The 22,398-nt window shown below is 67.9% G+C and carries 23 protein-coding genes and 2 tRNA genes; 13 read left to right on the forward strand and 12 right to left on the reverse strand.

What is annotated here, in order from left to right; all coding sequences use genetic code 11:
• Both VNR91_RS08760 and VNR91_RS08765 read left to right on the forward strand, forming a co-directional pair.
• Nucleotides 1-578: SDR family NAD(P)-dependent oxidoreductase (locus VNR91_RS08760; protein ID WP_325490385.1), on the forward strand; the 578-nt coding region annotated here is incomplete at its 5' end.
• A gap of 239 nt (nucleotides 579-817) precedes the next feature.
• A complete protein-coding gene (locus tag VNR91_RS08765) occupies nucleotides 818-1,849 on the forward strand; it encodes a hypothetical protein (RefSeq protein WP_325490386.1) in 1,032 nt (343 codons plus the stop codon).
• Between the two features lie 392 nt (nucleotides 1,850-2,241).
• Here VNR91_RS08765 and VNR91_RS08770 read toward each other — a convergent pair whose 3' ends face one another.
• Nucleotides 2,242-2,586, reverse strand: a complete 345-nt coding sequence (locus VNR91_RS08770) for a DUF2794 domain-containing protein (RefSeq protein ID WP_325490387.1) — start codon at nucleotides 2,584-2,586, stop codon at nucleotides 2,242-2,244.
• On the reverse strand, nucleotides 2,586-3,269 hold the full coding sequence (gene epsC / locus VNR91_RS08775) for a serine O-acetyltransferase EpsC (protein ID WP_325490388.1): 684 nt from the start codon (nucleotides 3,267-3,269) through the stop codon (nucleotides 2,586-2,588). The genes VNR91_RS08770 and epsC overlap by 1 nt, the downstream gene beginning before the upstream one ends.
• A 150-nt stretch (nucleotides 3,270-3,419) precedes the next feature.
• Here epsC and VNR91_RS08780 point away from each other — a divergent pair, with 150 nt between their 5' ends.
• The 4 genes from VNR91_RS08780 to VNR91_RS08795 all read left to right on the forward strand — a co-directional run bounded on the left by VNR91_RS08780 (nucleotide 3,420) and on the right by VNR91_RS08795 (nucleotide 7,933).
• Nucleotides 3,420-4,178 (forward strand): sulfite exporter TauE/SafE family protein, encoded by a 759-nt coding sequence (locus VNR91_RS08780; RefSeq protein ID WP_325490389.1) that lies wholly within the window; start codon nucleotides 3,420-3,422, stop codon nucleotides 4,176-4,178.
• A 151-nt stretch (nucleotides 4,179-4,329) separates the two neighbouring features.
• Nucleotides 4,330-4,893 carry an alkyl hydroperoxide reductase subunit C gene (gene ahpC, locus VNR91_RS08785; RefSeq protein ID WP_325490390.1) on the forward strand — a complete coding sequence of 188 codons (564 nt, stop codon included), beginning with the start codon at nucleotides 4,330-4,332 and terminating at the stop codon, nucleotides 4,891-4,893.
• Nucleotides 4,894-5,000: 107 nt separating this feature from the next.
• Complete coding sequence (ahpF, locus tag VNR91_RS08790; protein ID WP_325490391.1) at nucleotides 5,001-6,578, forward strand: alkyl hydroperoxide reductase subunit F; 1,578 nt, start codon at nucleotides 5,001-5,003, stop codon at nucleotides 6,576-6,578.
• A gap of 455 nt (nucleotides 6,579-7,033) precedes the next feature.
• Complete coding sequence (locus VNR91_RS08795; protein ID WP_325490404.1) at nucleotides 7,034-7,933, forward strand: hydrogen peroxide-inducible genes activator; 900 nt, start codon at nucleotides 7,034-7,036, stop codon at nucleotides 7,931-7,933.
• A gap of 71 nt (nucleotides 7,934-8,004) precedes the next feature.
• Here VNR91_RS08795 and VNR91_RS08800 read toward each other — a convergent pair whose 3' ends face one another.
• Genes VNR91_RS08800 through pgsA form a run of 3 tightly spaced genes read right to left on the reverse strand, consistent with a single transcriptional unit; the run spans nucleotide 8,005 to nucleotide 9,262 of the window.
• Entirely contained in the window at nucleotides 8,005-8,454 is a 450-nt protein-coding gene (locus VNR91_RS08800) for a molybdenum cofactor biosynthesis protein MoaE (protein ID WP_325490392.1), read from the reverse strand.
• The gene (moaD, locus tag VNR91_RS08805) at nucleotides 8,451-8,708 is read right to left on the reverse strand and encodes a molybdopterin converting factor subunit 1 (protein WP_325490393.1); all 258 of its coding nucleotides are present in this window, start codon (nucleotides 8,706-8,708) and stop codon (nucleotides 8,451-8,453) included. The genes VNR91_RS08800 and moaD overlap by 4 nt, the downstream gene beginning before the upstream one ends.
• Nucleotides 8,708-9,262 (reverse strand): CDP-diacylglycerol--glycerol-3-phosphate 3-phosphatidyltransferase, encoded by a 555-nt coding sequence (gene pgsA / locus VNR91_RS08810; protein ID WP_325490394.1) that lies wholly within the window; start codon nucleotides 9,260-9,262, stop codon nucleotides 8,708-8,710. Before pgsA ends, moaD begins: the two co-directional genes overlap by 1 nt.
• A gap of 121 nt (nucleotides 9,263-9,383) precedes the next feature.
• Here pgsA and VNR91_RS08815 point away from each other — a divergent pair, with 121 nt between their 5' ends.
• A complete protein-coding gene (locus VNR91_RS08815; protein ID WP_325490395.1) occupies nucleotides 9,384-10,679 on the forward strand; it encodes an MFS transporter in 1,296 nt (431 codons plus the stop codon).
• A 491-nt stretch (nucleotides 10,680-11,170) separates the two neighbouring features.
• Here the strand turns inward: VNR91_RS08815 and VNR91_RS08820 are convergent, their stop codons facing one another.
• Both VNR91_RS08820 and VNR91_RS08825 read right to left on the reverse strand, forming a co-directional pair.
• A complete protein-coding gene (locus VNR91_RS08820; protein WP_325490396.1) occupies nucleotides 11,171-11,746 on the reverse strand; it encodes a hypothetical protein in 576 nt (191 codons plus the stop codon).
• Nucleotides 11,747-11,867: 121 nt separating this feature from the next.
• Entirely contained in the window at nucleotides 11,868-13,436 is a 1,569-nt protein-coding gene (locus tag VNR91_RS08825) for an amidase (protein WP_325490405.1), read from the reverse strand.
• Between the two features lie 523 nt (nucleotides 13,437-13,959).
• Here VNR91_RS08825 and VNR91_RS08830 point away from each other — a divergent pair.
• Nucleotides 13,960-15,879, forward strand: coding sequence for a ribonucleoside-diphosphate reductase subunit alpha (locus tag VNR91_RS08830; RefSeq protein WP_414712397.1), 1,920 nt, complete (start codon nucleotides 13,960-13,962; stop codon nucleotides 15,877-15,879).
• A 213-nt stretch (nucleotides 15,880-16,092) separates the two neighbouring features.
• Nucleotides 16,093-16,485: an endonuclease domain-containing protein gene (locus VNR91_RS08835; protein WP_325490397.1), complete on the forward strand. Its 393-nt coding sequence runs from the start codon at nucleotides 16,093-16,095 to the stop codon at nucleotides 16,483-16,485.
• Nucleotides 16,486-16,562: 77 nt separating this feature from the next.
• Here the strand turns inward: VNR91_RS08835 and VNR91_RS08840 are convergent, their stop codons facing one another.
• Nucleotides 16,563-16,805, reverse strand: coding sequence for a DUF2171 domain-containing protein (locus tag VNR91_RS08840; RefSeq protein ID WP_325490398.1), 243 nt, complete (start codon nucleotides 16,803-16,805; stop codon nucleotides 16,563-16,565).
• A 56-nt stretch (nucleotides 16,806-16,861) separates the two neighbouring features.
• Between VNR91_RS08840 and VNR91_RS08845 the strand changes: the two genes are divergently transcribed.
• From VNR91_RS08845 to dld, 4 genes are all read left to right on the forward strand, one after another.
• Nucleotides 16,862-17,053, forward strand: a complete 192-nt coding sequence (locus tag VNR91_RS08845) for a hypothetical protein (RefSeq protein WP_325490399.1) — start codon at nucleotides 16,862-16,864, stop codon at nucleotides 17,051-17,053.
• A 17-nt stretch (nucleotides 17,054-17,070) separates the two neighbouring features.
• Nucleotides 17,071-17,316, forward strand: coding sequence for a hypothetical protein (locus tag VNR91_RS08850; RefSeq protein WP_325490400.1), 246 nt, complete (start codon nucleotides 17,071-17,073; stop codon nucleotides 17,314-17,316).
• Between the two features lie 16 nt (nucleotides 17,317-17,332).
• Nucleotides 17,333-18,391 (forward strand): ribonucleotide-diphosphate reductase subunit beta, encoded by a 1,059-nt coding sequence (locus tag VNR91_RS08855; protein WP_325490401.1) that lies wholly within the window; start codon nucleotides 17,333-17,335, stop codon nucleotides 18,389-18,391.
• A gap of 632 nt (nucleotides 18,392-19,023) precedes the next feature.
• Complete coding sequence (gene dld, locus VNR91_RS08860; protein ID WP_325490402.1) at nucleotides 19,024-20,754, forward strand: D-lactate dehydrogenase; 1,731 nt, start codon at nucleotides 19,024-19,026, stop codon at nucleotides 20,752-20,754.
• A gap of 105 nt (nucleotides 20,755-20,859) precedes the next feature.
• Here dld and VNR91_RS08865 read toward each other — a convergent pair.
• The 4 genes from VNR91_RS08865 to VNR91_RS08880 all read right to left on the reverse strand — a co-directional run.
• Nucleotides 20,860-20,936: transfer RNA gene (locus tag VNR91_RS08865), tRNA-Pro, on the reverse strand.
• Between the two features lie 42 nt (nucleotides 20,937-20,978).
• Nucleotides 20,979-21,055 (reverse strand) — tRNA-Ile (locus VNR91_RS08870).
• 136 nt (nucleotides 21,056-21,191) lie between these two features.
• Nucleotides 21,192-21,863, reverse strand: coding sequence for an RlmE family RNA methyltransferase (locus tag VNR91_RS08875; protein ID WP_325490403.1), 672 nt, complete (start codon nucleotides 21,861-21,863; stop codon nucleotides 21,192-21,194).
• Between the two features lie 10 nt (nucleotides 21,864-21,873).
• Nucleotides 21,874-22,398, reverse strand: a 525-nt coding sequence (locus VNR91_RS08880) for a Ppx/GppA phosphatase family protein (protein ID WP_414712399.1), incomplete at its 5' end; no start/stop codon positions are given.

The following is a 22,398-nucleotide window of genomic DNA, read 5'->3' on the forward strand; positions in this document are numbered from 1 at the left end:
GCTTCGCCAAGATGGAGCCGGCGGATTTCCGCTTCGTCGTCGACGTCCACCTCAACGGATCGGCCAATTGCACCAAGGCGGTGTGGGACACGATGCGCGAGCAGAACTACGGCCGCATCCTGATGACCGCGTCGTCGACCGGCCTGTTCGGCAATTTCGGGCAGGCGAACTACGGTGCGGCGAAGCTCGGCCTCGCCGGGCTGACCAAGACGCTCTACCTCGAAGGCGCCAAGTACAACGTCCGCGTCAACACCATCGCCCCGGTCGCCGGCACGCGCATGACCGAGGACATCTTCCCGGAGGAAGCGTTCAAGCTGTTCGCCCCGGAAAACGTCGCCCCCGCCGCGCTCTATCTGGTGTCGGAGGATGCGCCGTCGAACGCGATCGTCGGCGCCGGCGCCGGCGTGTTCCAGGCGTCCTATGTCACGCTGACGCAGGGCGTGCGGCTGACCGGCGACGAACTGACCGTGGAGGGCGTCGCCGACCATTGGGCCCAGATCATCGACCGCACCGGGGAAACCACCCCGCAATCGGGCGCGGAACAGTCGATGGTCATCATGAAGCACCTGCAAGCCTGACCAACTTCCCTCTCCCGCCGGGAGAGGGAGGGAGCGCCGCAGGCGCGGAAGGGTGAGGGTGGGGCCAGGGTCAGGATCAGGGCCAGGGCCGGCGCCAGGGCCAGAGTCAGCGTCAGCGTCAGCGTCAGGGTGCGGATGCCCGCCCCGCGCCCGCCCCCGCCGCCGCGCGCCCATCCGACTTAGTGTATTGATCCACCAATACACACCTGCTATCCTCGCCGCACAGGGAGGATGGGTCCATGTACAGTGAGACTGACCTGAACAGCGCGGTGGATGCCGGGGTCTTGTCCCCCGAATCCGCCGCGGCGTTCCGAAACCACATCGCGGCGAACCGGCTGGCGCCCGCGGTCGATGAGGAGGCTTTCCGCCTGCTCACCGGCTTCAACGACATCTTCGTCGCGATCGCGATCGCGCTGCTGCTGGCGGCGCTGGCGTGGATCGGCAGCTGGGCGGCAAAGCCGCTCGGCGGCGCGGCGGTCGCGGTCGCGGCCTGGGGGCTGGCCGAATATTTCACCCGTCAACGGCGCATGGCGCTGCCCAGCATCCTGCTGCTGCTCGCCTTCGTCGGCGGCGTCGCCGCGTCGCTGGCCGGGCTGCTCGTCCAGCTCAACCCCGATCTGCCCGATCGCGCCGACATGGCGATCGCCGCCGGTATCGCGCTGGTTACGGCGGGCGCGGCGTGGCTGCACTGGCGGCGATTCATGGTCCCGATCACCGTCGCGGCGGGCGGCGCCGCGCTGGTCGGGGTGGTCGTCTCGCTGGCGCTCGCGCTGACCGGCGGGGAGGACCGGACCTTTTACATCATGGTGCTGCTGGGCGGGGCCGCGATGTTCGCCTTTGCGATGTGGTGGGACATGAGCGACACCGAACGCCGCACCCGCCGCGCCGACGTCGCCTTCTGGCTGCACCTCGCCGCCGCGCCGATGATCGCGCATTCGGTGTTCCACATGCTGGGCGTATTCAATGACGATATCGGGCCGGGCACCGCGCTGGTGGTGCTCGCCCTCTATGGGGTGTTCGGCTTTGTCGCGCTGGCGATCGATCGCCGCGCGCTGCTCGTCTCCAGCCTCACCTATGTCCTCTACGCGCTCTATGCGCTGTTCCAGAAAGCCGGCGTGGTCGAATTGTCGGCGGCGTTCACCGGGCTGGTGATCGGATCGGCGCTGCTGCTGCTGTCGGCGTTCTGGCACCCCACTCGGCGGCGGGTGGTCTCCACCCTCGGCGACCTCGCCCGCCGCCTGCCGCCGGTGCAGCAGGCGGTCGCGGCTTAGGGGCGGATGGCACTCGCGGACTCTTCATTGCGAGAGGTATAGCTCCGCGGCAATCCAGTACCCCGCGCATGGCGCTGGATTGCTTCGCTACGCTCGCAATGATGGCCGGAGTTCCCCGCCCCTACCCCTCGACGATCTTCATCAGCCGGCGCTCGACCGGCGCTGCTGCTGCTGTCGGCGTTCTGGCACCCGACCCGGCGGCGGGTGGTCTCCACCCTCGGCGACCTCGCCCGCCGCCTGCCGCCGGTGCAACAGGCGGTCGCGGCTTAGGGGCGGACGGCACTCGCGGACTCGTCATTGCGAGGGGCGTAGCCCCGCGGCAATCCAGTGCCCCGCGCATGGCGCCGGATTGCTTCGCTACGCTCGCAATGACGGCCGGAGTTCCCCGGCCCCTACCCCTCGACGATCTTCATCAGCCGGCGCTCGACCGGCGCCAGCACCGGACCCAGCTCGTGCCCGCGCTTGAGCACCCCGTCATGTTCGCCGATCAGCGACCACATGCCCTGGCGGTTGCGCAGCGCCGGACGCTTCTCGATCCGGAATTCGGGGCGTTCGGCGGCGCGGCGGAAAGCGGCGAACACCGCCGCGTCATGGCCGAGCTGGATCGCATAGTCGCGCCAATGCCCGGCCGCGACCATCCGGCCGTAGAGATCGAGGATGCGATTGAGTTCCAGCCGCTCGAAACCGATCTGGGTCGGCGCGCCGCGCGGCAATGGAAAGGGGGTCACCGTCCCCATCAGGCGCGGTCGCGCTCCACGTTCCGTTCCTGCAACAAGGCGTCGATCCGCCGCCGCAGCCCCTCCAGCTCGCCGCGCATCGCCTCCAGTTTCTGCGCGGCGGGATCGCACTCGCCGCCCTTGCACGGCGTGCCATAGGGGACGAAGTCGCGCTGATAGGCCTCGGCCTCGACCAGCGTCGCCTTGGCCGGGATGCCGACCATCACCGCGCCCGGCTGGACGTCGCGCGTCACCACCGCGTTGGCGCCGATCCGCGCGCGCTGGCCGACCGTGATCGGGCCGAGCACCTGCGCGCCCGAACCGATGATCGCGCCGTCGCTGATCGTCGGATGGCGCTTCCCGGCGACGCCGTTGTCCGGCGCGGTGCCGCCCAGCGTGACGCATTGATAGATGGTGACGTCGTCACCGATCTCCGCCGTCTCCCCGATCACCGTGAACCCGTGATCGATGAAGAAATTGCGGCCGATCTTCGCGCCCGGATGGATGTCGATCGCGGTCAGGAACCGCGCATAGTGATTGACCCAGCGCGCCAGGAAGTAGAATCGGCGGCGGTACAGCGCGTGCGCGATGCGGTGCATCCCCAGCGCCAGCACGCCCGGATACAGCAGGACTTCCCAGCGTGATCGCGGCGCCGGGTCGCGCGCCTTGATCGAATCGAGATAGGCGATCAGCCCGGTGAACATGCCCAAAACCCCTTGTTCGGGAGCATGTAGGCGGCCATGCACCCGAATTCCAGCGTCGACAACTTTCGGTTTGTCGCGGTAAAACTCTATCTGTGTTGTAGGTTTTAGCGTCCGCCGCCATCGTCCACGCTTCTTGGTCTGGAGACGTGCATGGGCGGTTTCGATTGGTCGCAGATCCTTCCGTACATCGCGGTGGGCTTCGCGGCGCAGATCGTCGACGGCGCGCTCGGCATGGCTTTCGGGGTGATCAATTCGACATTGCTGGTCAGCGTGCTGGGGATGCCCCCCGCGCTCGCCTCCGCCAGCGTCCACGCCGTGGAGACCTTCACCACCGCCGCGTCGGGCGTCAGCCACATCGTGCATCGCAACGTCGACTGGAAGCTGTTCCGCCGGCTGGTGATTCCCGGCGTGATCGGCGGGGTGCTCGGCGCCTATGTGCTGTCGAGCATCGACGCCGGCATCGCGCGGCCGTTCGTGATGACCTATCTCGCCGCGATCGGGCTCTACCTGCTGTGGCGCGCGTGGCGCGGCCGGGTCGAGCCGCGCCAGCCGAAGATCATCGAACCGCTCGGGCTGGCGGGCGGCTTCCTCGACGCGGCGGGCGGCGGCGGCTGGGGGCCGGTGGTGACCAGCAACCTGCTCGTCCAGGGCTCCACCCCGCGCACCACGATCGGCACGGTCAACACCAGCGAATTCTTCCTGACCGCGACCGTCTCCGCCACCTTCTTCGCGACGATGGGGTTCGCCGCCTTCACGATGACCACGATCGGGCTGCTGATCGGCGGTCTGATCGCGGCACCGTTCGGCGGTTTCCTCGCCAAGCGCGTGCCGGCGCGGCCGATGATGGCGCTGGTCGGCGCGCTGCTGACCGTGACGAGCGCGTACAGCGTCTATCTGGCGCTGCGCTGAAACGCGCCCCGGGTCGATCACCGCGCGACGCTTGATCGATTCTATCGATCACGGCGAACAAGGCTTCCCGTTTTACCCCGCCGCCCGGCTCCCTATATGCGGCAGTGCAACGCCGATTTCCGCCGCGATGCACAATTGGAGAAACAGACTCATGTCGCTGATTGGTACCCCCATCAAGCCGTTCACCGCGCAGGCCTATAAGGAAGGCAAGTTCGTCCAGGTCACCGACGCCGACACGAAGGGCAAGTGGGCGGTGTTCTTCTTCTACCCGGCGGATTTCACCTTCGTCTGCCCGACCGAGCTCGAGGACCTGGCCGACGTCTACCCGACGCTGCAAAAGATGGGCGTCGAGGTCTATTCCGTCTCGACCGACACCCATTTCAGCCACAAGGCGTGGCACGACACCTCGCCCGCGATCGGCAAGATCAACTATTACATGCTGGGCGACCAGAACCATGTGATCTCGAACAATTTCGAGGTTCTGCGCGCGGGTCAGGGCCTGGCCGATCGCGGCACCTTCGTCGTCGATCCCGAAGGCGTGATCCAGCTGGTCGAGGTGACGTCGGAAGGCGTCGGCCGCAACGCGACTGAGCTGCTGCGCAAGATCAAGGCGGCACAATATATTGCGGCGCACCCCGGCGAGGTCTGCCCCGCCAAGTGGGAAGAGGGTGAGGCCACGCTGGCCCCGTCGCTCGATCTGGTCGGCAAGATCTAACCAGTCTCCGATCCCCAAAGTCCGCCCATCCCCCATGGGCGCACGGCGGCCCGGGGCGAATTCCTCCTCGCCCCGGGCCGTTTCGTTTTCATCTTTCGGAGTCCATGATGCTCGACGCCAATCTCACGCAGCAGCTCAAGGCCTATCTGGTCAACATCCGCACGCCGATCGAGCTGGTCGCCAGCCTGGCCGACGACGCCAAGTCGCGCGAGATGGCGGAACTGCTCGATGAGATCGCCGCGCTGTCGGACAGGATCGCGGTGATCCGCGCCGACGACGACGCGCGCCGCCCCAGCTTCCTCGTCCGCCGCGCCGGCACCGACATCGGCGTGCGCTTCGCCGGCATCCCGCTCGGCCATGAATTCACCAGCCTCGTCCTCGCGCTGCTCCAGGTCGGCGGCCACCCGTCAAAGGCGGCGCAGGCAGTGATCGAGCAGGTCGAGGCGCTCGACGGCGCATTCCACTTCGAGACCTATTTCTCGCTGACCTGCCAGAACTGCCCGGACGTGGTGCAGGCGCTCAACCTGATGGCGGTGCTCAACCCCGGCATCACCCACACCGCGATCGACGGCGGGCTGTTCAAGGACGAGGTCGAGGCGCGCCAGATCATGGCGGTGCCCACCGTGTTCCTCAACGGCGAGCCGTTCGGCCAGGGCCGCATGGAGCTGGAGCAGATCGTCGCGAAGATCGACAGCGGCGCGGAAACGCGCGCGGCGGCGGCGATCGCGGACAAGGAAGCGTTCGACGTGCTGGTGATCGGCGGCGGTCCCGCCGGCGCGGCGGCGGCGATCTATGCCGCGCGCAAGGGCATCCGCACCGGCTTGGCGGCCGAGCGGTTCGGCGGGCAGGTGCTCGACACCATGGCGATCGAGAACTTCATCTCGGTGTCGCATACCGAGGGGCCAAAGCTGGTCGCCCAGCTCGAACAGCATGTCGGCGACTATGACGTCGACGTCATGAACCTCCAGCGCGCCGAAAAGCTGATCCCGGCCCAGCGCGAAGGCGGCCTGCACGAGGTGGTGCTGACCAACGGCGCGTCGCTGCGCGCGCGCACGCTGATCCTGTCGACCGGCGCGCGCTGGCGGACGATGAACGTGCCGGGCGAGGCCGAATATCGCAACAAGGGCGTGGCCTATTGCCCGCACTGCGACGGCCCGCTGTTCAAGGGCAAGCGGGTCGCGGTGATCGGCGGCGGCAATTCGGGGGTCGAGGCGGCGATCGACCTCGCCGGCATCGTCGCGCACGTCACGCTGATCGAATATGACAGCCAGTTGCGCGCCGACGCGGTGCTCCAGCGCAAGCTCGCCAGCCTGCCCAGCGTCAAGGTCATCACCTCGGCGCTCACCACCGAAGTGCACGGCGACGGCACGCGGGTGAGCGGGCTCAGCTACAAGGACCGCAACACCGACGCGATGCACCAGATCGAGCTGGAGGGCATCTTCGTCCAGATCGGTCTCGTCCCGAACACCGAATGGCTGAAGGACGCGGTGGCGCTCACCCCGCACGGCGAGATCGAGATCGATCATCGCGGCGAGACCTCGCAACCCGGCATCTTCGCCGCGGGCGATGCGACGACGGTGCCGTACAAGCAGATCGTGATCGCGATGGGTGCGGGGTCGACGGCGGCGCTGTCCGCGTTCGACTACCTGATCCGTCTGCCGGCCGAACTGGCCGAGGCGGCGTAACCCCGCCTCTCACCGTTCGTGCACCAAGGCGGCATAGCCCCCACCTCTCCCCGTTCGCCCTGAGCCTGTCGAAGGGCCGTCCTTCTTTGCCCGCGCGGGAGAGAAAGAAGGGCAGTGCTTCGACAGGCTCGGCACAAACGGCGAGAGGGTGGTTTCGCGCATCCTCCCCACGCCGGACATCGCGGCGGCGCCCCCCTCCCCGTTCGCCCTGAGCTTGTCGAAGGGCCGTCCTTCTTTGCCCGCGCGGGAGAGAAGGAAGGGCGGTGCTTCGACAAGCTCAGCACGAACGGGGAGAGGGCAGATTATTGGTCTGCCCGCCACGAAAAAACCCGTCATTCCCGCGCAGGCGGGAATCGATTGCCGCCCAGGGCCATGAATCCCGCCGCACCCGCCGCCCTCCTGACATCATCGCCCAAACCGCTTATCTACCGGCCACCCATCGACGGAGACGATCACTGGCCGCCACCTACCTTCCCACGCTCAAGCAGCTCCAATATCTCGTCGCGCTGCGCGACGCCGGCCATTTCGGCCGCGCCGCCGACAGTTGCTTCGTCACCCAGTCGACGCTGTCGGCGGGCATCCGCGAACTGGAGACGCTGATCGGCATCACCCTGGTCGAGCGGACCCGCCGCGTCGTGCGCTTTACCCCGGTGGGGGAGCGGATCGCGGAAAAGGCCCGCCGCGTGCTGCGCGAGGCGGACGAGCTGGGCGACATGGCCCGCGCCGCCGGCCAGCCACTGTCGGGCGAGATGCGGATGAGCGTGATCCCGACGATCGCGCCGTTCATGCTGCCGCGCATCCTGCCCCGGCTGCGCGCCGACTACCCCGATCTCAAGCTCTATCTGCGCGAGGAGCCGAGCGGCGCCGCGTGCGAGGGGCTGAGCCACGGCCGCACCGATTGCGTGCTGCTCGCCCTCCCCTATGCCTGCGGCGACGTCGAGGCGGCCAAGCTGTTCGAGGATCGGCTGTTCCTCGCCTATCCGCGCGGCGAGATCACCCCCGCCCCGCCCGGCGTGCGTCCCGGCGACATCGACGAGACGCGGCTGCTGCTGCTCGAGGACGGTCATTGCCTGAAGGATCACGCGCTGGCGGCGTGCAACCGGCCGGAGATCCGCGCCGAGGCGACGATGCTGGGCACCTCGCTCCACACCATCGTCCAGATGGTCGACAATGCGCTGGGCGTGACGATCCTGCCCGAAATGGCGATCAGGGCCGGCATCCTCGACGGCACCGGGGTGGAGGCGACCCCGCTCGCCGCCGCCAATCCCTCGCGCGATATCGCGCTGGTGTGGCGGCGCGGGTCGCCGCGCGAGAAGGACTTCCGCCTGCTCGCGCAGGTGCTGGCGGAACGGTAGGGCTGGCTTCTAGCGCCGCGCCGACGCGCTGTTCGTCACCCTTGCTCCGGGTCCGTGCGCCTCGGCACCACCTACCCCGCCACCCAGCGCGCGGCCGCGGCGATATCGCCCTCGCGCGGCTCGACCCAGCGCGCCGCCGCGCCGCGCCGTTCGCGCTTCCAGAACGGCGCCTCGGTCTTGAGCCGGTCGATCAGCGCCGCGCACGCCTCCAGCGCGGGCGCGCGGTGCGGTGCGGCGGCGGCGGCGAACACCACCCGCTCGCCCGGCGCCATCGCGCCGACGCGGTGGACGATGGTGACGCCGCTCAGCGCCCAGCGCGCCGCCGCATCGTTGGCGATGTGGCGCAGCACCGATTCGGTCATCCCCGGATAATGTTCGAGCTCCAGCGCGGAAACGCCGTCGTCGGCGCGGACCAGCCCCGTAAAGCTGGCGACCGCGCCCGCTCCGCCCGCATCCGCTTCCACCAGCGCCAGTTCGGCGGCGATGTCGATCGCGCCGTGCTGAACGACGACGCGGATCATCCGCCGGTCACCGGGGGAAAGATCGCCACCTCGCGCGCGCCGGCGATCGGCGTCTCCATCGCGACGAACCGCTGGTCGATCGCCGCGCGCAGCCGGCCCCGCTCGGCAAAGGCGGCGGCGTGGCCGGGGCCGCGCCCGGCCAGCCAGTCGACCAGTTCGGCGACCGTGGCGACGGTCGCGGGCGGATCGACTGTTTCCTGCCCCGTCCCCACCGCTTCGCGCACCCAGGCGAAATAGAGCAGGGACAGCGCCATCAGCTTTCCATGTGCCTCAGGCCGAACCGCAGGTAGTTCCACCCGGTCACCAGCGTCAGCGTCGCCGCGCTCCACAGCGACGCCAGCCCGATCAGCTTGACCCACGGCCACCCGGGCACCGCGCCCGCCAGGATCATCGCCCCCAGCGCGATCAGTTGCAGCGTCGTCTTCCACTTGGCCAGCCGCGACACCGGTACCGACACCTGGATACCGCCCAGGAACTCGCGCAGCCCCGACACCATGATCTCGCGCAGCAGGATGATCAGCGCCGCGATCAGGTGCAGGCCGGATATGTCGCGGGTGGCGACCAGCATCAACACGACCGCCGCGACCATGATCTTGTCCGCGATCGGATCGAGGAAGATGCCGAGCTTCGATACCGTGCCCTGCGCGCGCGCCAGATAGCCGTCGAGATAGTCGGTCGCGCCGATCACGCAGTAGAGCACGAACGCGGCGGCATAGCCGGCGGTCCATTGCGGCCACCACAACAGCCACGCGAGCAGCGGCACCGCGAAGATTCGCGACAGAGTCAGGATGTTGGGCAGCGTCAGCATCGCGCCTCGTCTTAACGCGCTGTGCGGCCGGCGCCACCCTTGCGATGAAAACCGTCGTTGTCGCCCCCTCCCCCGGTCGGCTATGCCCGCCCGATCAGGAACGACCGAGGCCCATATTTTCATGCTCAACGCCCTCGGGCTCCTCAAGCAGCGGCGCTTTCTGCCCCTGTTCGTCACCCAGTTCCTCGGCGCCTTCAACGACAATCTGTTCAAGACGACGATGGTGCTTTTCGCCACTTATGAGATCTTCAACGACGCGCGACTCGAATCGAATTTCAACGCGCTGGCGACCGGGCTGGCGATCCTGCCATTCTTCCTGCTGTCGGCGCTGTCGGGCCAGCTCGCCGACAATCACGACAAGGCGAAAATCATCCGGATAGTGAAGACCGCGGAGATCGCGATCATGCTGTTCGGCGGCGCCGGAATGCTCGCCGCGCGCGCGGGGCACGTCAACCTGGGCATCGGCATGATGCTGGGATCGGTGCTGTTCCTCGGCACGCATTCCACCTTCTTCGGCCCGATCAAATACGCGATCCTGCCGCAGCACCTGAAGGAGGACGAGGTGCTGGGCGGGACCGGGCTGGTCGAGGCGGGCACCTATCTGTCGATCCTGGTCGGCACGGTGGTGGCGGGGTTCGTCGTCCACGATATCCGGCTCGCGGCCGGGATGACGCTGGCGGTGGCGCTGTGCGGCTGGGCGACCGGGCGGATGGTGCCGCCGGCGCCGCGGCTGGGCGGGCCGCTGGAGATCAACTACAATCCGTTCACCGCCTCATGGCGGCTGATCAGCGCGACGCTGCATATCCGCCGGCTGTTCCTGGCGATCTGCGCGATCAGCTTCTTCTGGTCGATCGGCGCGGTGCTGATCATCATGTTCCCGCCGCTGGTCAAGAACGTGCTGACCGCCGACGAACGCGTCGCCAGCCTGACCATCGCGATCTTCTCCGTCGGCGTGGCGATCGGATCGGTCGTCATCAACTGGCTGCTGAAGGGGCATATCTCGGCGAAATACGGCCCGGCCTCGGTGATCGCGATGGCGGTGTGCATCGTCGCCTTCTCCATCGAAGCGCGCAATTTCGTCCCCGCGCCGCCGGGCACGCTCTACAATATCGCCGAATTCGTGACGATGCCGCGCGCAATGCTGGTGATCGCCACGCTGGTGGCGATCGCGATCACCGGCGGCATGTTCGTGGTGCCGCTCTACGCCTTCCTGACGACCACGGTCAGCAAGGATCAGACCGCGCGCACCGTCGCCGCCAACAACGTCGTCAATTCGGGCGCGATGACCGTCGGCGCGGTGGTGGTGCTGGGGCTGACCGGGGCGGGCGTCACGCCGGAGAACATGCTGCTGCTGGTCGCGATCGCGTGCATGCCGGCGGCGTGGCTGGCGCACAAGCTGCACATGGCCTGCGACTGAGGCGCGCCGCCGCGCGCGACTACATCAGGAAGGTGTAGAAGCAGACGAAGAAGGCGGTGAAGCTCAGCACGAACAGCTTCAGGTCGTTGTCCTCGTTGCGCGCGGCGGCGATTGCTGGCGCGCGCAAGGAGCGGCGGAAGGGGTGGCCCCGGGCTTCGCGGGCGACGTGGCCCGATGCGGTGACTGTTCGCTGCATGGCGACAGTTAACGCGCCGTTTACGAATTTGGCCAGCGCCAACCATGGTTAAGCGCCGTCCCGACCGGGGACAGCGCCGAACCGCGCCGGCCATCCAACTGGCGGCACCCGGCCACCCGTCATCCCGCCGCCAGCGCGGATCCACGTTCACCAATATCAGCGGCGGGTGCGCCCGTTTTTGCAGGCGTCATCCCGGACTCGATCGCGGATCGAGGGCCGCGGCCGGCGTCTGTTGTGGCGCCGGTGTCCGGCTTTCCCCGGAAGGACCAACGCGGGGTTAGCCATAAACCGCCTGTCACCGCTCTGGGGCAACCGCCTCGTTGCCGATAAAGCCGAATTTGAAGTCCTCGCCCTTGGCGCTGACATACATAATGGTCGCCGTAAGACAGGACATTTTCGTTTCGTCAGCCTTGCTCTGGCGACCGAGCTTCGGTTGGCCGATCAAGCCCCACTGGCTTTGGACGAAAAACGAACCTGGCTTCATTCCACAGTGCCGTTCCAGCGCCTCAGCGAACAGCTTGTCGGAGCCGAATTTGGATCGTTCGGGGAACCCGTCAAGCAAACCGCGCTTTTCGAGTTCTGCCTTCGTATCTGCCAGCATCTTTGGCCGCAACACCTCAGACACCCGGTCCTGATAGGTTTGCTGCAAGGACGGGTCTTTGAAGGTGACGATCTCGTAGCCGGCGGCTTCTCGGATGCAATCGAGATTAGCCGCAGATGCGCCGGCCTCCTTCTCAATCACAATCTCGACGCTTTGCAGTTCATTCTCGTATTTGACTGTGAACCCGCCGTCCCGAAGTCCGCACTGAAGCAACTTCTGCGTGACAACCTGTTCATACGCGGGCGGAGGAGTTTGAGGCATGTCGATCATTTCAACGCTCTATCTGTAGGTTCACCTCGCGCAAGCGTGCGATGAAAAGCCGCTGTTTCCTGCGGCTTCCTCCTGTAATTTCAGTTTACATACATTGCAGGCTTGACGCAGCAAAGCATCGCTACCGCCTGGATGTCGATCCGCCCTCGCCTCCGGCCGTGCCCGCGACGGTCGGCGGATAGCGCGGCGCCACGCGCGCATGGCTCGCTTGTTCATAGGCATAGCCCGCCGCCAGCACCGCGCCGTCGCTCCACGCCGGCCCGATGAAGCTCAGCCCGACCGGCAACCCGGCGGCGAGCCCCATCGGCACGGTCAGGTGCGGGTACCCCGCGATCGCCGGCAGCTCGCTCGCGCTCGGCCCCTGGAACTGGTCGCCATAGACGGGGTCGGACAGCCACGCCATGCCATAGCTCGGCGCGACCAGCAGCGTCGCCTCCGCCGCCGCCAGCATCGCGTCGATCCCCTCCGCCCCGGCCAGCCGCAGCGAGGTCGCGCGCGCAGCCCGGTATCCGGGATCGTCGACCCCGCCGGTCGCCTGCGCCGCCTCGAACACCTCCTGGCCAAAGAACGGCATTTCCTGCGCGGCATGGGCGGTGTTGAACGCGATGACATCGGCCAGCGAGCGCGTCGCCACCGTCGCCGGGGTGCTCGCCAGATAGGCGGCAAGGTCGCTTTTCAGCTCCATCTTGAGCACGTCGAACTCGGCGGCGGCGATCCCCTCCGCCTTGGGCGGCGTGACATCGACCAGCACCGCGCCCGCGCGCTTCAGCGCCGCCAGCGCCGCGTCATAGCGCGCGGCCAGCGCCGGACGCATCGCCGGCGGCCGGATCACGCCGATGCGCCGCCCGGCCAGCGCATCGGCGCGCAATCCGGCGGCATAGTCGCGGCGCTGCGCATCGGCGCCGCTGGTCGCGGGATCGGCGGGGTCGCTGCCGACCATCGCGGAAAACAGCATCGCCACGTCGGCGACGCTGCGCCCCATCGGCCCGGCGGTGTCCTGGCTGTGGCTGATCGGCACGATATGGGTGCGGCTGACCATCCCGACCGTCGGCTTCAGCCCGACCAGCCCGTTCATCGATGACGGGCACACCACCGATCCGTCGGTTTCGGTGCCGATGCCGGCGGCGGCGAAGCTGGCGGCGATCGCCGCGCCGGTGCCGCTCGACGATCCGCACGCCGAGCGATCGAGCGCATAGGGATTGCGCACCAGCCCGCCGATCGCGCTCCACCCGCTCATCGACGCGCTCGATCGGATGTTGGCCCATTCGGACAGGTTGGTCTTGCCCAGGATCACCGCGCCCGCCGCGCGCAGTCGCGCGATCACCGGCGCGTCGCGGCCGGTCAGATTGTCCTTCAGCGCCAGGCTGCCGGCGGTGGTCGGCATCGGGTCGCGAGTCTCGATATTGTCCTTGACCAGGATCGGCACCCCGTCGAGCGGCCCCAGCGGCGTGCCGGCGCGGCGCCGCGCGTCGCTGGCCCGCGCCTGGGCGATCGCATCGGGATTGGTGGCGATCACGCTGTGCAGCGCCGGTCCCTGCCGGTCCATCGCCGCGATCCGGGCGAGATAGGCGCGCGTCACGCCCTCCGCCGTCGCCCGCCGCGCCGCCAGCGCCGCCGCGATATCGCCCAGCGACACCTCCTCGACCCGCGGCGCGTCCCGCCCCGCCGGCGGCACCGCCACCGCCGGCATTGCCGGCACCGCCACCGTCGGCATCGCCGGCACCGCCACCGCCGCGCCGATCACCGCCGCCGCCATCACCGCCCCGATCGTCCGCATCCCCGTCCCCCCATTCGCGGCCTGCACGCTAACCGGCACGGTCCATCGCAACAACGCCCCCGTCCACGCCGATCCACATTCGCTCCACAACGAAATATTTTTTGTTCCGCTTATGTCCCCTTGCCTTTCGCGGAGGCGAGGAAAGTCCGCGCGTCGCCGCCTGTCGGGCGGGTGGCGGGGGCCGTGAACCGAGTCATTCCAGCGACGAACCGAGTATTGCCTCCGCCGACGATTGGGCACAATCTGTTGTGGTTGCGCTGGGGGGTCAGCCCAAGTGATGGTGGAATCGCCCCGCAATCCTATATTGTAACCCTGGCCGGATTCACCATGCGCCACGGGTTTGGTCACGCTTTGTTCCAGGGCGTGGCGGGTGTAGTGTGGGGGTTTCCCGAGTCGGAAATCGGATACGCAATTGGACGGTACAGGGGCAGCGGAAATGGATTTCAGGGATACGACGGACAGCCGGGTGAGCGACGCCGCCGCCGGTGCGATGGAAGCGGCCGGCGCGGCGATCGCCGCGGCTGGCGCGGCGGCATCGTTGCCCGATTCGAAATCGGTCGCGCCGCAGCCCTATCCGATCGAGGTCGACCACGGCCGCGACGCGCTGCTGACCGATTTCGGCAAGGACACGTTGCAGGACCGCTACCTGCTGCCGGGTGAGAAATATCAGGACCTGTTCGTCCGCGTCGCCTCCGCCTATGCCGACGATGCCGCCCACGCGCAGCGCATCTACGACTATATCAGCCGCCTGTGGTTCATGCCCGCGACGCCGGTGCTGTCGAACGGCGGCACCGGGCGCGGGCTGCCGATTTCCTGCTACCTCAATTCGGTGCCGGACAGCCTGGAAGGCATCGTCGACACCTGGAACGAGAATGTCTGGCTGGCGTCGCGCGGCGGCGGCATCGGCACCTATTGGGGCCATGTCCGCGGCATCGGTGAGCCGGTCGGCCTCAACGGCAAGACCAGCGGCATCATCCCGTTCGTGCGGGTGATGGATTCGCTGACGCTGGCGATTTCGCAGGGGTCGCTGCGGCGCGGCTCGGCGGCGTGCTACCTCGACATCTCGCACCCGGAGATCGAGGAGTTCCTGGAGATCCGCAAGGCATCGGGCGACTTCAACCGCAAGGCGCTCAATCTCCACCACGGCGTCCTCATTCCCGACGCGTTCATGGAAGCGGTGCGCGACGGCGCCGAATGGACGCTGAAATCGCCCAAGGACGGGTCGGAACGCGGCAAGGTCGACGCGCGCGGACTGTTCCAGAAGCTGGTCGAGACCCGCCTCGCCACCGGCGAGCCGTACATCGTGTTCAGCGATCACGTGAACGGGGCGATGCCCAAGCATCACCGCGACCTGGGGCTCAAGGTGTCGACGTCGAACCTGTGTTCGGAGATCACGCTGCCGACGGGCAAGGACCATCTCGGCAACGATCGCACCGCGGTGTGCTGCCTGTCGTCGCTCAACCTCGAGACCTGGGATCAGTGGAAGGACGACAAGCAGTTCATCGAGGATGTGATGCGCTTCCTCGACAATGTGCTGACCGACTATATCGAGCGCGCGCCCGACGAGATGGCCCGCGCGCGTTATTCGGCCAGCCGCGAGCGATCGGTCGGTCTCGGCGTGATGGGTTTCCACTCGTTCCTTCAGGCGCGCGGGCTGCCGATGGAGGGCGCCACCGCCAAGGCGTGGAACCTCAAGATCTTCAAGCACGTCAGCGCGCAGGTGAACGAGGCGTCGATGGCGCTGGCGATCGAGCGCGGCCCCTGCCCCGACGCCGCCGACATGGGCGTGATGGAACGGTTCAGCTGCAAGATGGCGATCGCGCCGACCGCGTCGATCAGCATCATCTGCGGCGGCACCAGCGCCTGCATCGAACCGATCCCGGCCAACATCTACACCCACAAGACGCTGTCGGGGTCATGGTCGATCAAGAACCCGTATCTTGAACGGATGCTGTCCGACAAATCGAAGAATTCGGACGCGGTGTGGAACTCGATCCTGGAAAAGGGCGGGTCGGTCCAGCATCTCGATTTCCTCAGCCAGGATGAAAAGGACGTGTTCAAGACGTCGTTCGAGATCGACCAGCGCTGGCTGCTCGAACTGGCCGGCGACCGCGCGCCGTTCATCGACCAGGCGCAGTCGCTGAACCTGTTCATCCCGGCCGACGTCGAGAAATGGGATCTGCTGATGCTCCATTTCCGCGCGTGGGAGCTGGGCATCAAGTCGCTCTATTACCTGCGCTCGAAATCGGTGCAGCGCGCCGGGTTCGCCGGCGGGGTGGAGGCGGACAACACCCCCGACCTCAAGCAGATCGCGCTCGAAGCGCGCGATTACGACGAATGCCTGGCGTGCCAGTGAGGTGGCGGGACTAGGTCGCCCTCACCCTCCCGGCCTGCGGCCGGGGCCCTCCCTCTCCCAAAGGGAGAGGGGTTGCGCGCCTCGATTCCCTCTCATGTCGAGAGGCGAGATCGCCCCTACCTTTGGCAGGACGGCGCTCGGTTGCGGCGCGCCCCGATTCCCTCTCCCATCGGGAGAGGGAGGGAGCCGCGCAGCGGCGGAAGGGTGAGGGCGATGCGCCTCTATACAAACCAGCCCGCCGGCACCGTCACCCAACTACGGCATCTCCGCCGCAACGCGACCGAGGCCGAGAAGCGCCTCCGCCGCGCGCTCAAGGAAGCGTTCCCGGCGTTCAAGTGGCGCTTCCAGGCGCCGATCGGCCCGTACCGCGTCGATTTCCTGTGCTTCGGCGCCCGGCTCGTCATCGAGGTCGACGGCGGCCAGCATGACGCCGTCGAAGACGCCGCCCGCACCCGCTTCATCGAGAGCGAGGGCTATCGCGTCCTCCGTTTCTGGAACAACGACGTGCTGGAGAATATCGACGGCGTGATCGCGACGATCGCCAATTCCCTCTCCCATCGGGAGAGGGAGGGAGCGCCGCAGGCGCGGAAGGGTGAGGGTCGATGACGGCAGGATCGCACACCCTCACCCCTCCGCCGCTGCGCGGCTCCTCCCCTCTCCCGCCGGGAGAGGGGAAGCGCGGATTACGCCTCTTCCTCGAACGTCACCGCGACGTCGGCGTTGGCGCTCAGCCGCACCTTGTCGCCCTCGACGTCGGCGACCAGGCCGAGCGAGATGAAATGGTGATGCCCCTTGTGCGCGCCTTCGCCGCTGTCGGCCTTGGTCAGCTTGATGCGGCCGCCCTCGACTCGGTCGACGGTGCCGACGTGGACGCCGTCGGCGCCGATCACGTCCATATGTTCCTTGATGTGGCTGGCATCGGCCATGGTGCTTCTCCTGTGATGGTTGCGCGGGCGAAACGCCCGAACGCGGAAATCGCTGCATGAGCCGCGCGCCGCTGATCATGTACGGCGTCGGCGCGGTCAGCCTGGCGGCGGGGGTGCTGGTCGCCACGCGCCCCGCCGCCGACGCGCCCGCCGTCTATCGCAACCGCATCGCCGCCGCGATGCTCGGCGCCTTCGCGTTGTTCATGGCCGGCTTTGCCAGCGCGGCATTGCTGGCGGGGGTGGCGTGATGCCAGGATGGGCCGTCGTGGTGCTGATCGTGCTCGCGCTTCCTATATTGGCGTGGTGGGCGGCCGATACCCTGCGGGATCTGCTGCTGTTCCTCACGCCCGAGGAAACGATGAAGCGCCGCCTGCACCGCCGATACGGCGACGGCCCGGCCTATCATGCGGCGGTCGCGCGGATCGATGCGCGCAAGCCCGTCAGCATCATCCTCGGCAGTGTCAGCGGCCTGATCGGCCTGCTCGCCACCGCCTGGCTCATTTTCGGTTAGAAGCAAGGAAGTCCCCATGTCCCTCCTCTCCGCCCGCAAGACCTACAAGCCCTTCGAATATCCCTGGGCCTATGATTTCTGGAAGCGCCAGCAGCAGATCCACTGGATGCCCGAGGAAGTGCCGCTGGGCGAGGATTGCCGCGACTGGGCGCAGAAGCTGGAGGAGAGCGAGCGCAACCTGCTGACGCAGATCTTCCGCTTCTTCACCCAGGCCGACGTCGAGGTGCAGGATTGCTACCACGAGAAATACGGCCGCGTGTTCAAGCCGACCGAGATCAAGATGATGCTGGCCGCGTTCAGCAACATGGAGACGGTGCACATCGCCGCCTACAGCCACCTGCTCGACACCATCGGCATGCCCGAGAGCGAATATGGCGCCTTCCTCGAATATGCCGAGATGAAGGACAAGCACGACTATCTCCAGAACTTCACCGTCGACACCGATGCCGATATCGCGCGCACGCTGGCGATGTTCGGCGGCTTTACGGAGGGGCTGCAACTGTTCGCGTCGTTCGCGATGCTGATGAACTTCCCGCGCTTCAACAAGATGAAGGGCATGGGCCAGATCGTGTCGTGGTCGGTGCGCGACGAGAGCCTGCACTGCGAGGGGATCATCAAACTGTTCCACACCTTCGTGAAGGAACGCGACGTGCTCACCCCCGCGCTCAAGCGCGATATCCGCGACATGTGCCACCACACCGTCGACCTCGAGGATGCGTTCATCGAGCTGGCGTTCGAGATGGGCCCGGTCAACGGCATGAGCCCCGAGGAGTTGAAGCGCTACATCCGCTACATCGCCGACTGGCGGCTGGGCCAATTGGGGCTGAAGCCGATGTTCATGATCAAGGACCACCCGCTGCCGTGGCTGGCGCCGCTGCTCAACGGGGTCGAGCACGCCAATTTCTTCGAACAGCGCGCGACCGAATATTCGAAGGGCGCGACGCGCGGCGACTGGAATTCGGTGTGGGACAGCTTCGACAAGCGCCAGAAAGCCAAGGCCGGCCCGGCAGCGAATGAGGGCGGCGACGGCGATGGCGGCGACATGTTCTCGGCGGCCGGTGTGGCGGCGGAATAGGCGGGGCGTGGAACGGGGGCCGGGGGCGGCGCGCGCACGCCGCGCGCACCGTAGGCCGGCTTGCCTTTAGCGCCGTAGACCGGCTTGCGTTTAACGTCGGATTGAAGCGCGCACGCTGGGACGCCCCCCGGCCTCCGATCCAAACCGTCATTGCGATCCGGCGCAAGCCGGGGAAGCAATCCAGCGCCACGCGCGGTGCGCCGGATTGGGCGCCCGGCCCCTCCCCCCCGCGACGGCGATCCGGGGTGGACCGCCATGCCCGATGCGAGCCGTTTGCACGGCCTCCCAGCGCGACGCGATCGGTGGCTCGCCGAACAGGGAACAAGGCGCGCGCCGCCCTGCCGAACCCATTCACGCGCCCTCTTTCCTACATGCTCCAAATAGGTTATATTTGTAGATAACCTGAAACCAAATACGGAGAATCGTGGCCAACGAAGCGCGCCTCACCCGCACGCCAATGGCCTGCCGCCCGAGCGAGCGGAGCACTGTGTTCACACCGCAGCGGTCGCACCCCCGCACAAACCAGTTCAGGCGTGACCTTGGTGTGACCTTCCGACCCCACCGCCCGCCCCTCGTTCCGTCCCTGAAATCGCGATTTGCGAGCATCGGCACCGGGCGGTAACGAAGGCGGCATGACCCCCGCCCCGGCCCCTACCCCCACGCCCGCCCGCGACCCTTCGTCCCCGCCCCCCGCCGATCTGGTCGCGACGCTGCGCGCGCTGGTCGGCGCCCGCCATGTCCTCACCGGCGACGCCACCCTGCCCTATCGCACCGGCTTCCGCTTCGGCGGCGGCGTTGTGCTGGCGGTGGCGCGGCCGGGGTCGCTGGTCGAATTATGGCGCGTGGCGCAGGCGGTGGTCGCGGCGGGCGGCATCATCATCATGCAGGCCAGCAACACCGGGCTGACCGGCGGATCGACCCCCGACGGCGACGGATACGATCGCCCGATCGTGCTGGTCAACACGCTGCGGCTGGCCGGCACCCACGTCATCCGGGGCGGCGCGCAGGTGGTGTGCCTGCCCGGCGCGACGCTCACCGATCTGGAGACCGCGCTCAAGCCGCTGGGGCGCGAGCCGCATTCGGTGATCGGGTCGTCGTGCATCGGCGCCTCGGTATTCGGCGGGATCAGCAACAATTCGGGCGGCGCGCTGATCCGGCGCGGGCCGGCGTTCACCGAACTGGCGCTCTACGCCCGGCTCGACGAAGCGGGCAAGCTCACGCTGGTCAACCACCTCGGCATCGCGCTGGGCGACGAACCGGAAGCGATGCTGGCGCGGGTCGAGGCGGGCGATTTCGCGGAGGCGGATATCCGCGCCGACGCCGGCCGCGCCAGCGACGACGGCTATGCCGCGCACGTCCGCGACGTCGCCGCCGCCACGCCGGCACGGTTCAACGCCGATGCCGCGCGGCTGTTCGAGGCATCGGGGTCGGCGGGCAAGCTGATCCTGTTCGCGGTGCGGCTCGATACCTTCCCGGCGGAGGCCGCGCCGGCGGTGTTCTATATCGGCACCAACGATCCGGCCGAACTGGCCCGGCTGCGCCGCGACGTGCTCGCCAGCGACCTCGCGCTGCCGATCGCCGCCGAATATCTGCACCGGGACGCCTTCGTCCTGACCGAACGCTACGGCAAGGACACCTATCTCGCGGTGCGGCGGCTGGGCGGCGCGCGCCTGCCCGCGCTGTTCCGGTTCAAGGCGGCGGTGGATCTCGCCGCGCGGCGGATCGGGCTGCGCGATTTCAGCGACCGCGCGATGCAGGCGGTATCACGCCTGTTGCCGGTGCGCCTGCCCGCCCGCCTGCGCGCCTATCGCGACCGCTTCGCGCACCACCTGATGATCAAGGTGTCGGCGAATGACGCGGCGGCGTTCGAAACGATGCTCCGCGCGCTGCTGCCATCGGCGACCGGCGACTGGTTCCGCTGCACCGCCGATGAGGGCGACGCCGCCTTCACCCACCGTTTCGCGGCGGCCGGCGCGGCGGTGCGCTACCGCACGATCCACCGGCGGCAGGTGTCGGACATCGTCGCGCTCGACATTGCGCTGCGCCGCAACGACATGGACTGGTTCGAGTCGCTGCCGGCCGAGATCGACGGCGCGCTGCTCCACAAATTCTATTACGGGCATTTCTTCTGCCACGTGTTCCACCAGGACTATATCGTCCGCGCCGGGGTCGACCCGCTCGATATCGAACATCGCATGTGGGCGCTGCTCGACGCGCGCGGCGCCGAATATCCGGCCGAACACAACGTCGGCCACCTCTATCCGGCCAAGCCGGCGCTGGCGCGCTTCTACCGCGATCTCGATCCGTGCAACGCCCTCAATCCGGGGATCGGACAGACCTCCAAATGCCGCGATTGGGCATGAGCAGTCCCTTGCGTCGTCGCGAGGGGTGAAGCCTCGCGGCGGTCCACCGTCCCACCCCGGCCGCTGGGTGGCTTCGCTGCGCAGAAATCGGCCATTTTTGAGTGATGGTCGGGGAGACAGGATTCGAACCTGCGACATCCTGCTCCCAAAGCAGGCGCGCTACCGGACTGCGCCACTCCCCGACGGACCGCTCCTTAGCGGCGAAGTGCCGCGCGGCCAAGCGCTGGTGGGCCCGGCAGGACTTGAACCCGCAACCTAGCCGTTATGAGCGGCCAGCTCTAACCAGTTGAGCTACAGGCCCCCAGCGCCGCGCAGCGATACGGAGGACATCAGGCCGGCGCAAGCACCGGACGTTCGTTCAGGCGCGGTCCACGGCGGTAACCGCGATTCGCTCACTGAAAGGGGGCGGTTGCTTCGCGACGACCGCGGTCACGAGCCTATTCTTCCGCACGTCCCTTGAAGCCCTGCGCGACGACATACCATTCGGACGACCCCTTGCGGCTGGCGGGGGGCTTGGCGTGCTTCACGCTGGTGAAGTTGCGCTTCATCTCGGCAACCAGCGCCGAATCGGCGCCGCCGGCGAACACCTTGGCGACATAGGCGCCACCCGGCTCGAGCACGTCGATGGCAAAGGCGAGGCCGGTCTCGACCAGCGCCATCGTCCTGAGCGCATCGGTCTGCGGGTGGCCGACGGTGTTCGCCGCCATGTCCGACAGCACCAGATCGGGTGCGCCGCCCAGCGCGTCTGTCAGCATCGCCGGCGCGGCATCGTCGAGGAAATCCATCTGGAAGATGGTCACCCCCTCGATCGGATCGACCGGCAACAGGTCGATGCCGACCACCGCCGCGCGCGGCGCCATCTTGCGCACCACCTGCGTCCAGCCGCCCGGCGCGATGCCCAGGTCGATCACCCGCTTCGCGCCCCGCAACAGTCCGAATCGTTCGTCCAGCTCGGTCAGCTTGTAGGCGGCGCGGCTGCGATAGCCCTCCGCCTTGGCGCGTTTGACATAGGGGTCGTTGAGCTGACGTTCGAGCCAGCGGGTCGACTGCGCGCTGCGCCCCCGCGCGGTGCGGACCCGCGTCCGCCCCCCTGATCCGCCCCGGCTCATGCTGTGTCCTTCAATGTCGTGATCCCATCAGCCGCCGCAGAATGCCCTCGCGGATGCCGCGATCGGCGATGCCGAGCTGTTCCGCCGGCCACAGATCGAGGATCTCCTCAAGAATCGCGCAGCCCGCCACCACCAGGTCGGCGCGTTCGTGGCCGATGCACGGCACCGCCGATCGCCCGGCCATGTCGAGCCCGGCGATATGCCGGCTGACCGACCGCATCGCCGCCGCCGGCATCAACAGCCCGTCGACCACCGACCGATCGTAGCTGGTCAGCCCCAGATGGACGCTGGCCAGCGTGGTCACGGTGCCGCTGGTGCCGAGCAGCCGCAGCCCGCGCGCGCCACCCGGCAGCCGCCCGGCGAACGGCGCGATGCTTTCGCGCACCCGCTCGCGCATGTTCGTATAGGCGGCCGTGCCGCCATGGCCGATGCTTTCGGTCAGCGAGACCACACCCCATGGCACGCTGTGCCAGTCGAGGATCGCCGGCATCGCCGGGCGGGTGTCGACCAGCACCAGTTCGGTCGACCCGCCGCC

It is taken from the genome of Sphingomonas sp., assembly GCF_035555815.1.
Lineage (GTDB): Bacteria > Pseudomonadota > Alphaproteobacteria > Sphingomonadales > Sphingomonadaceae > Sphingomonas.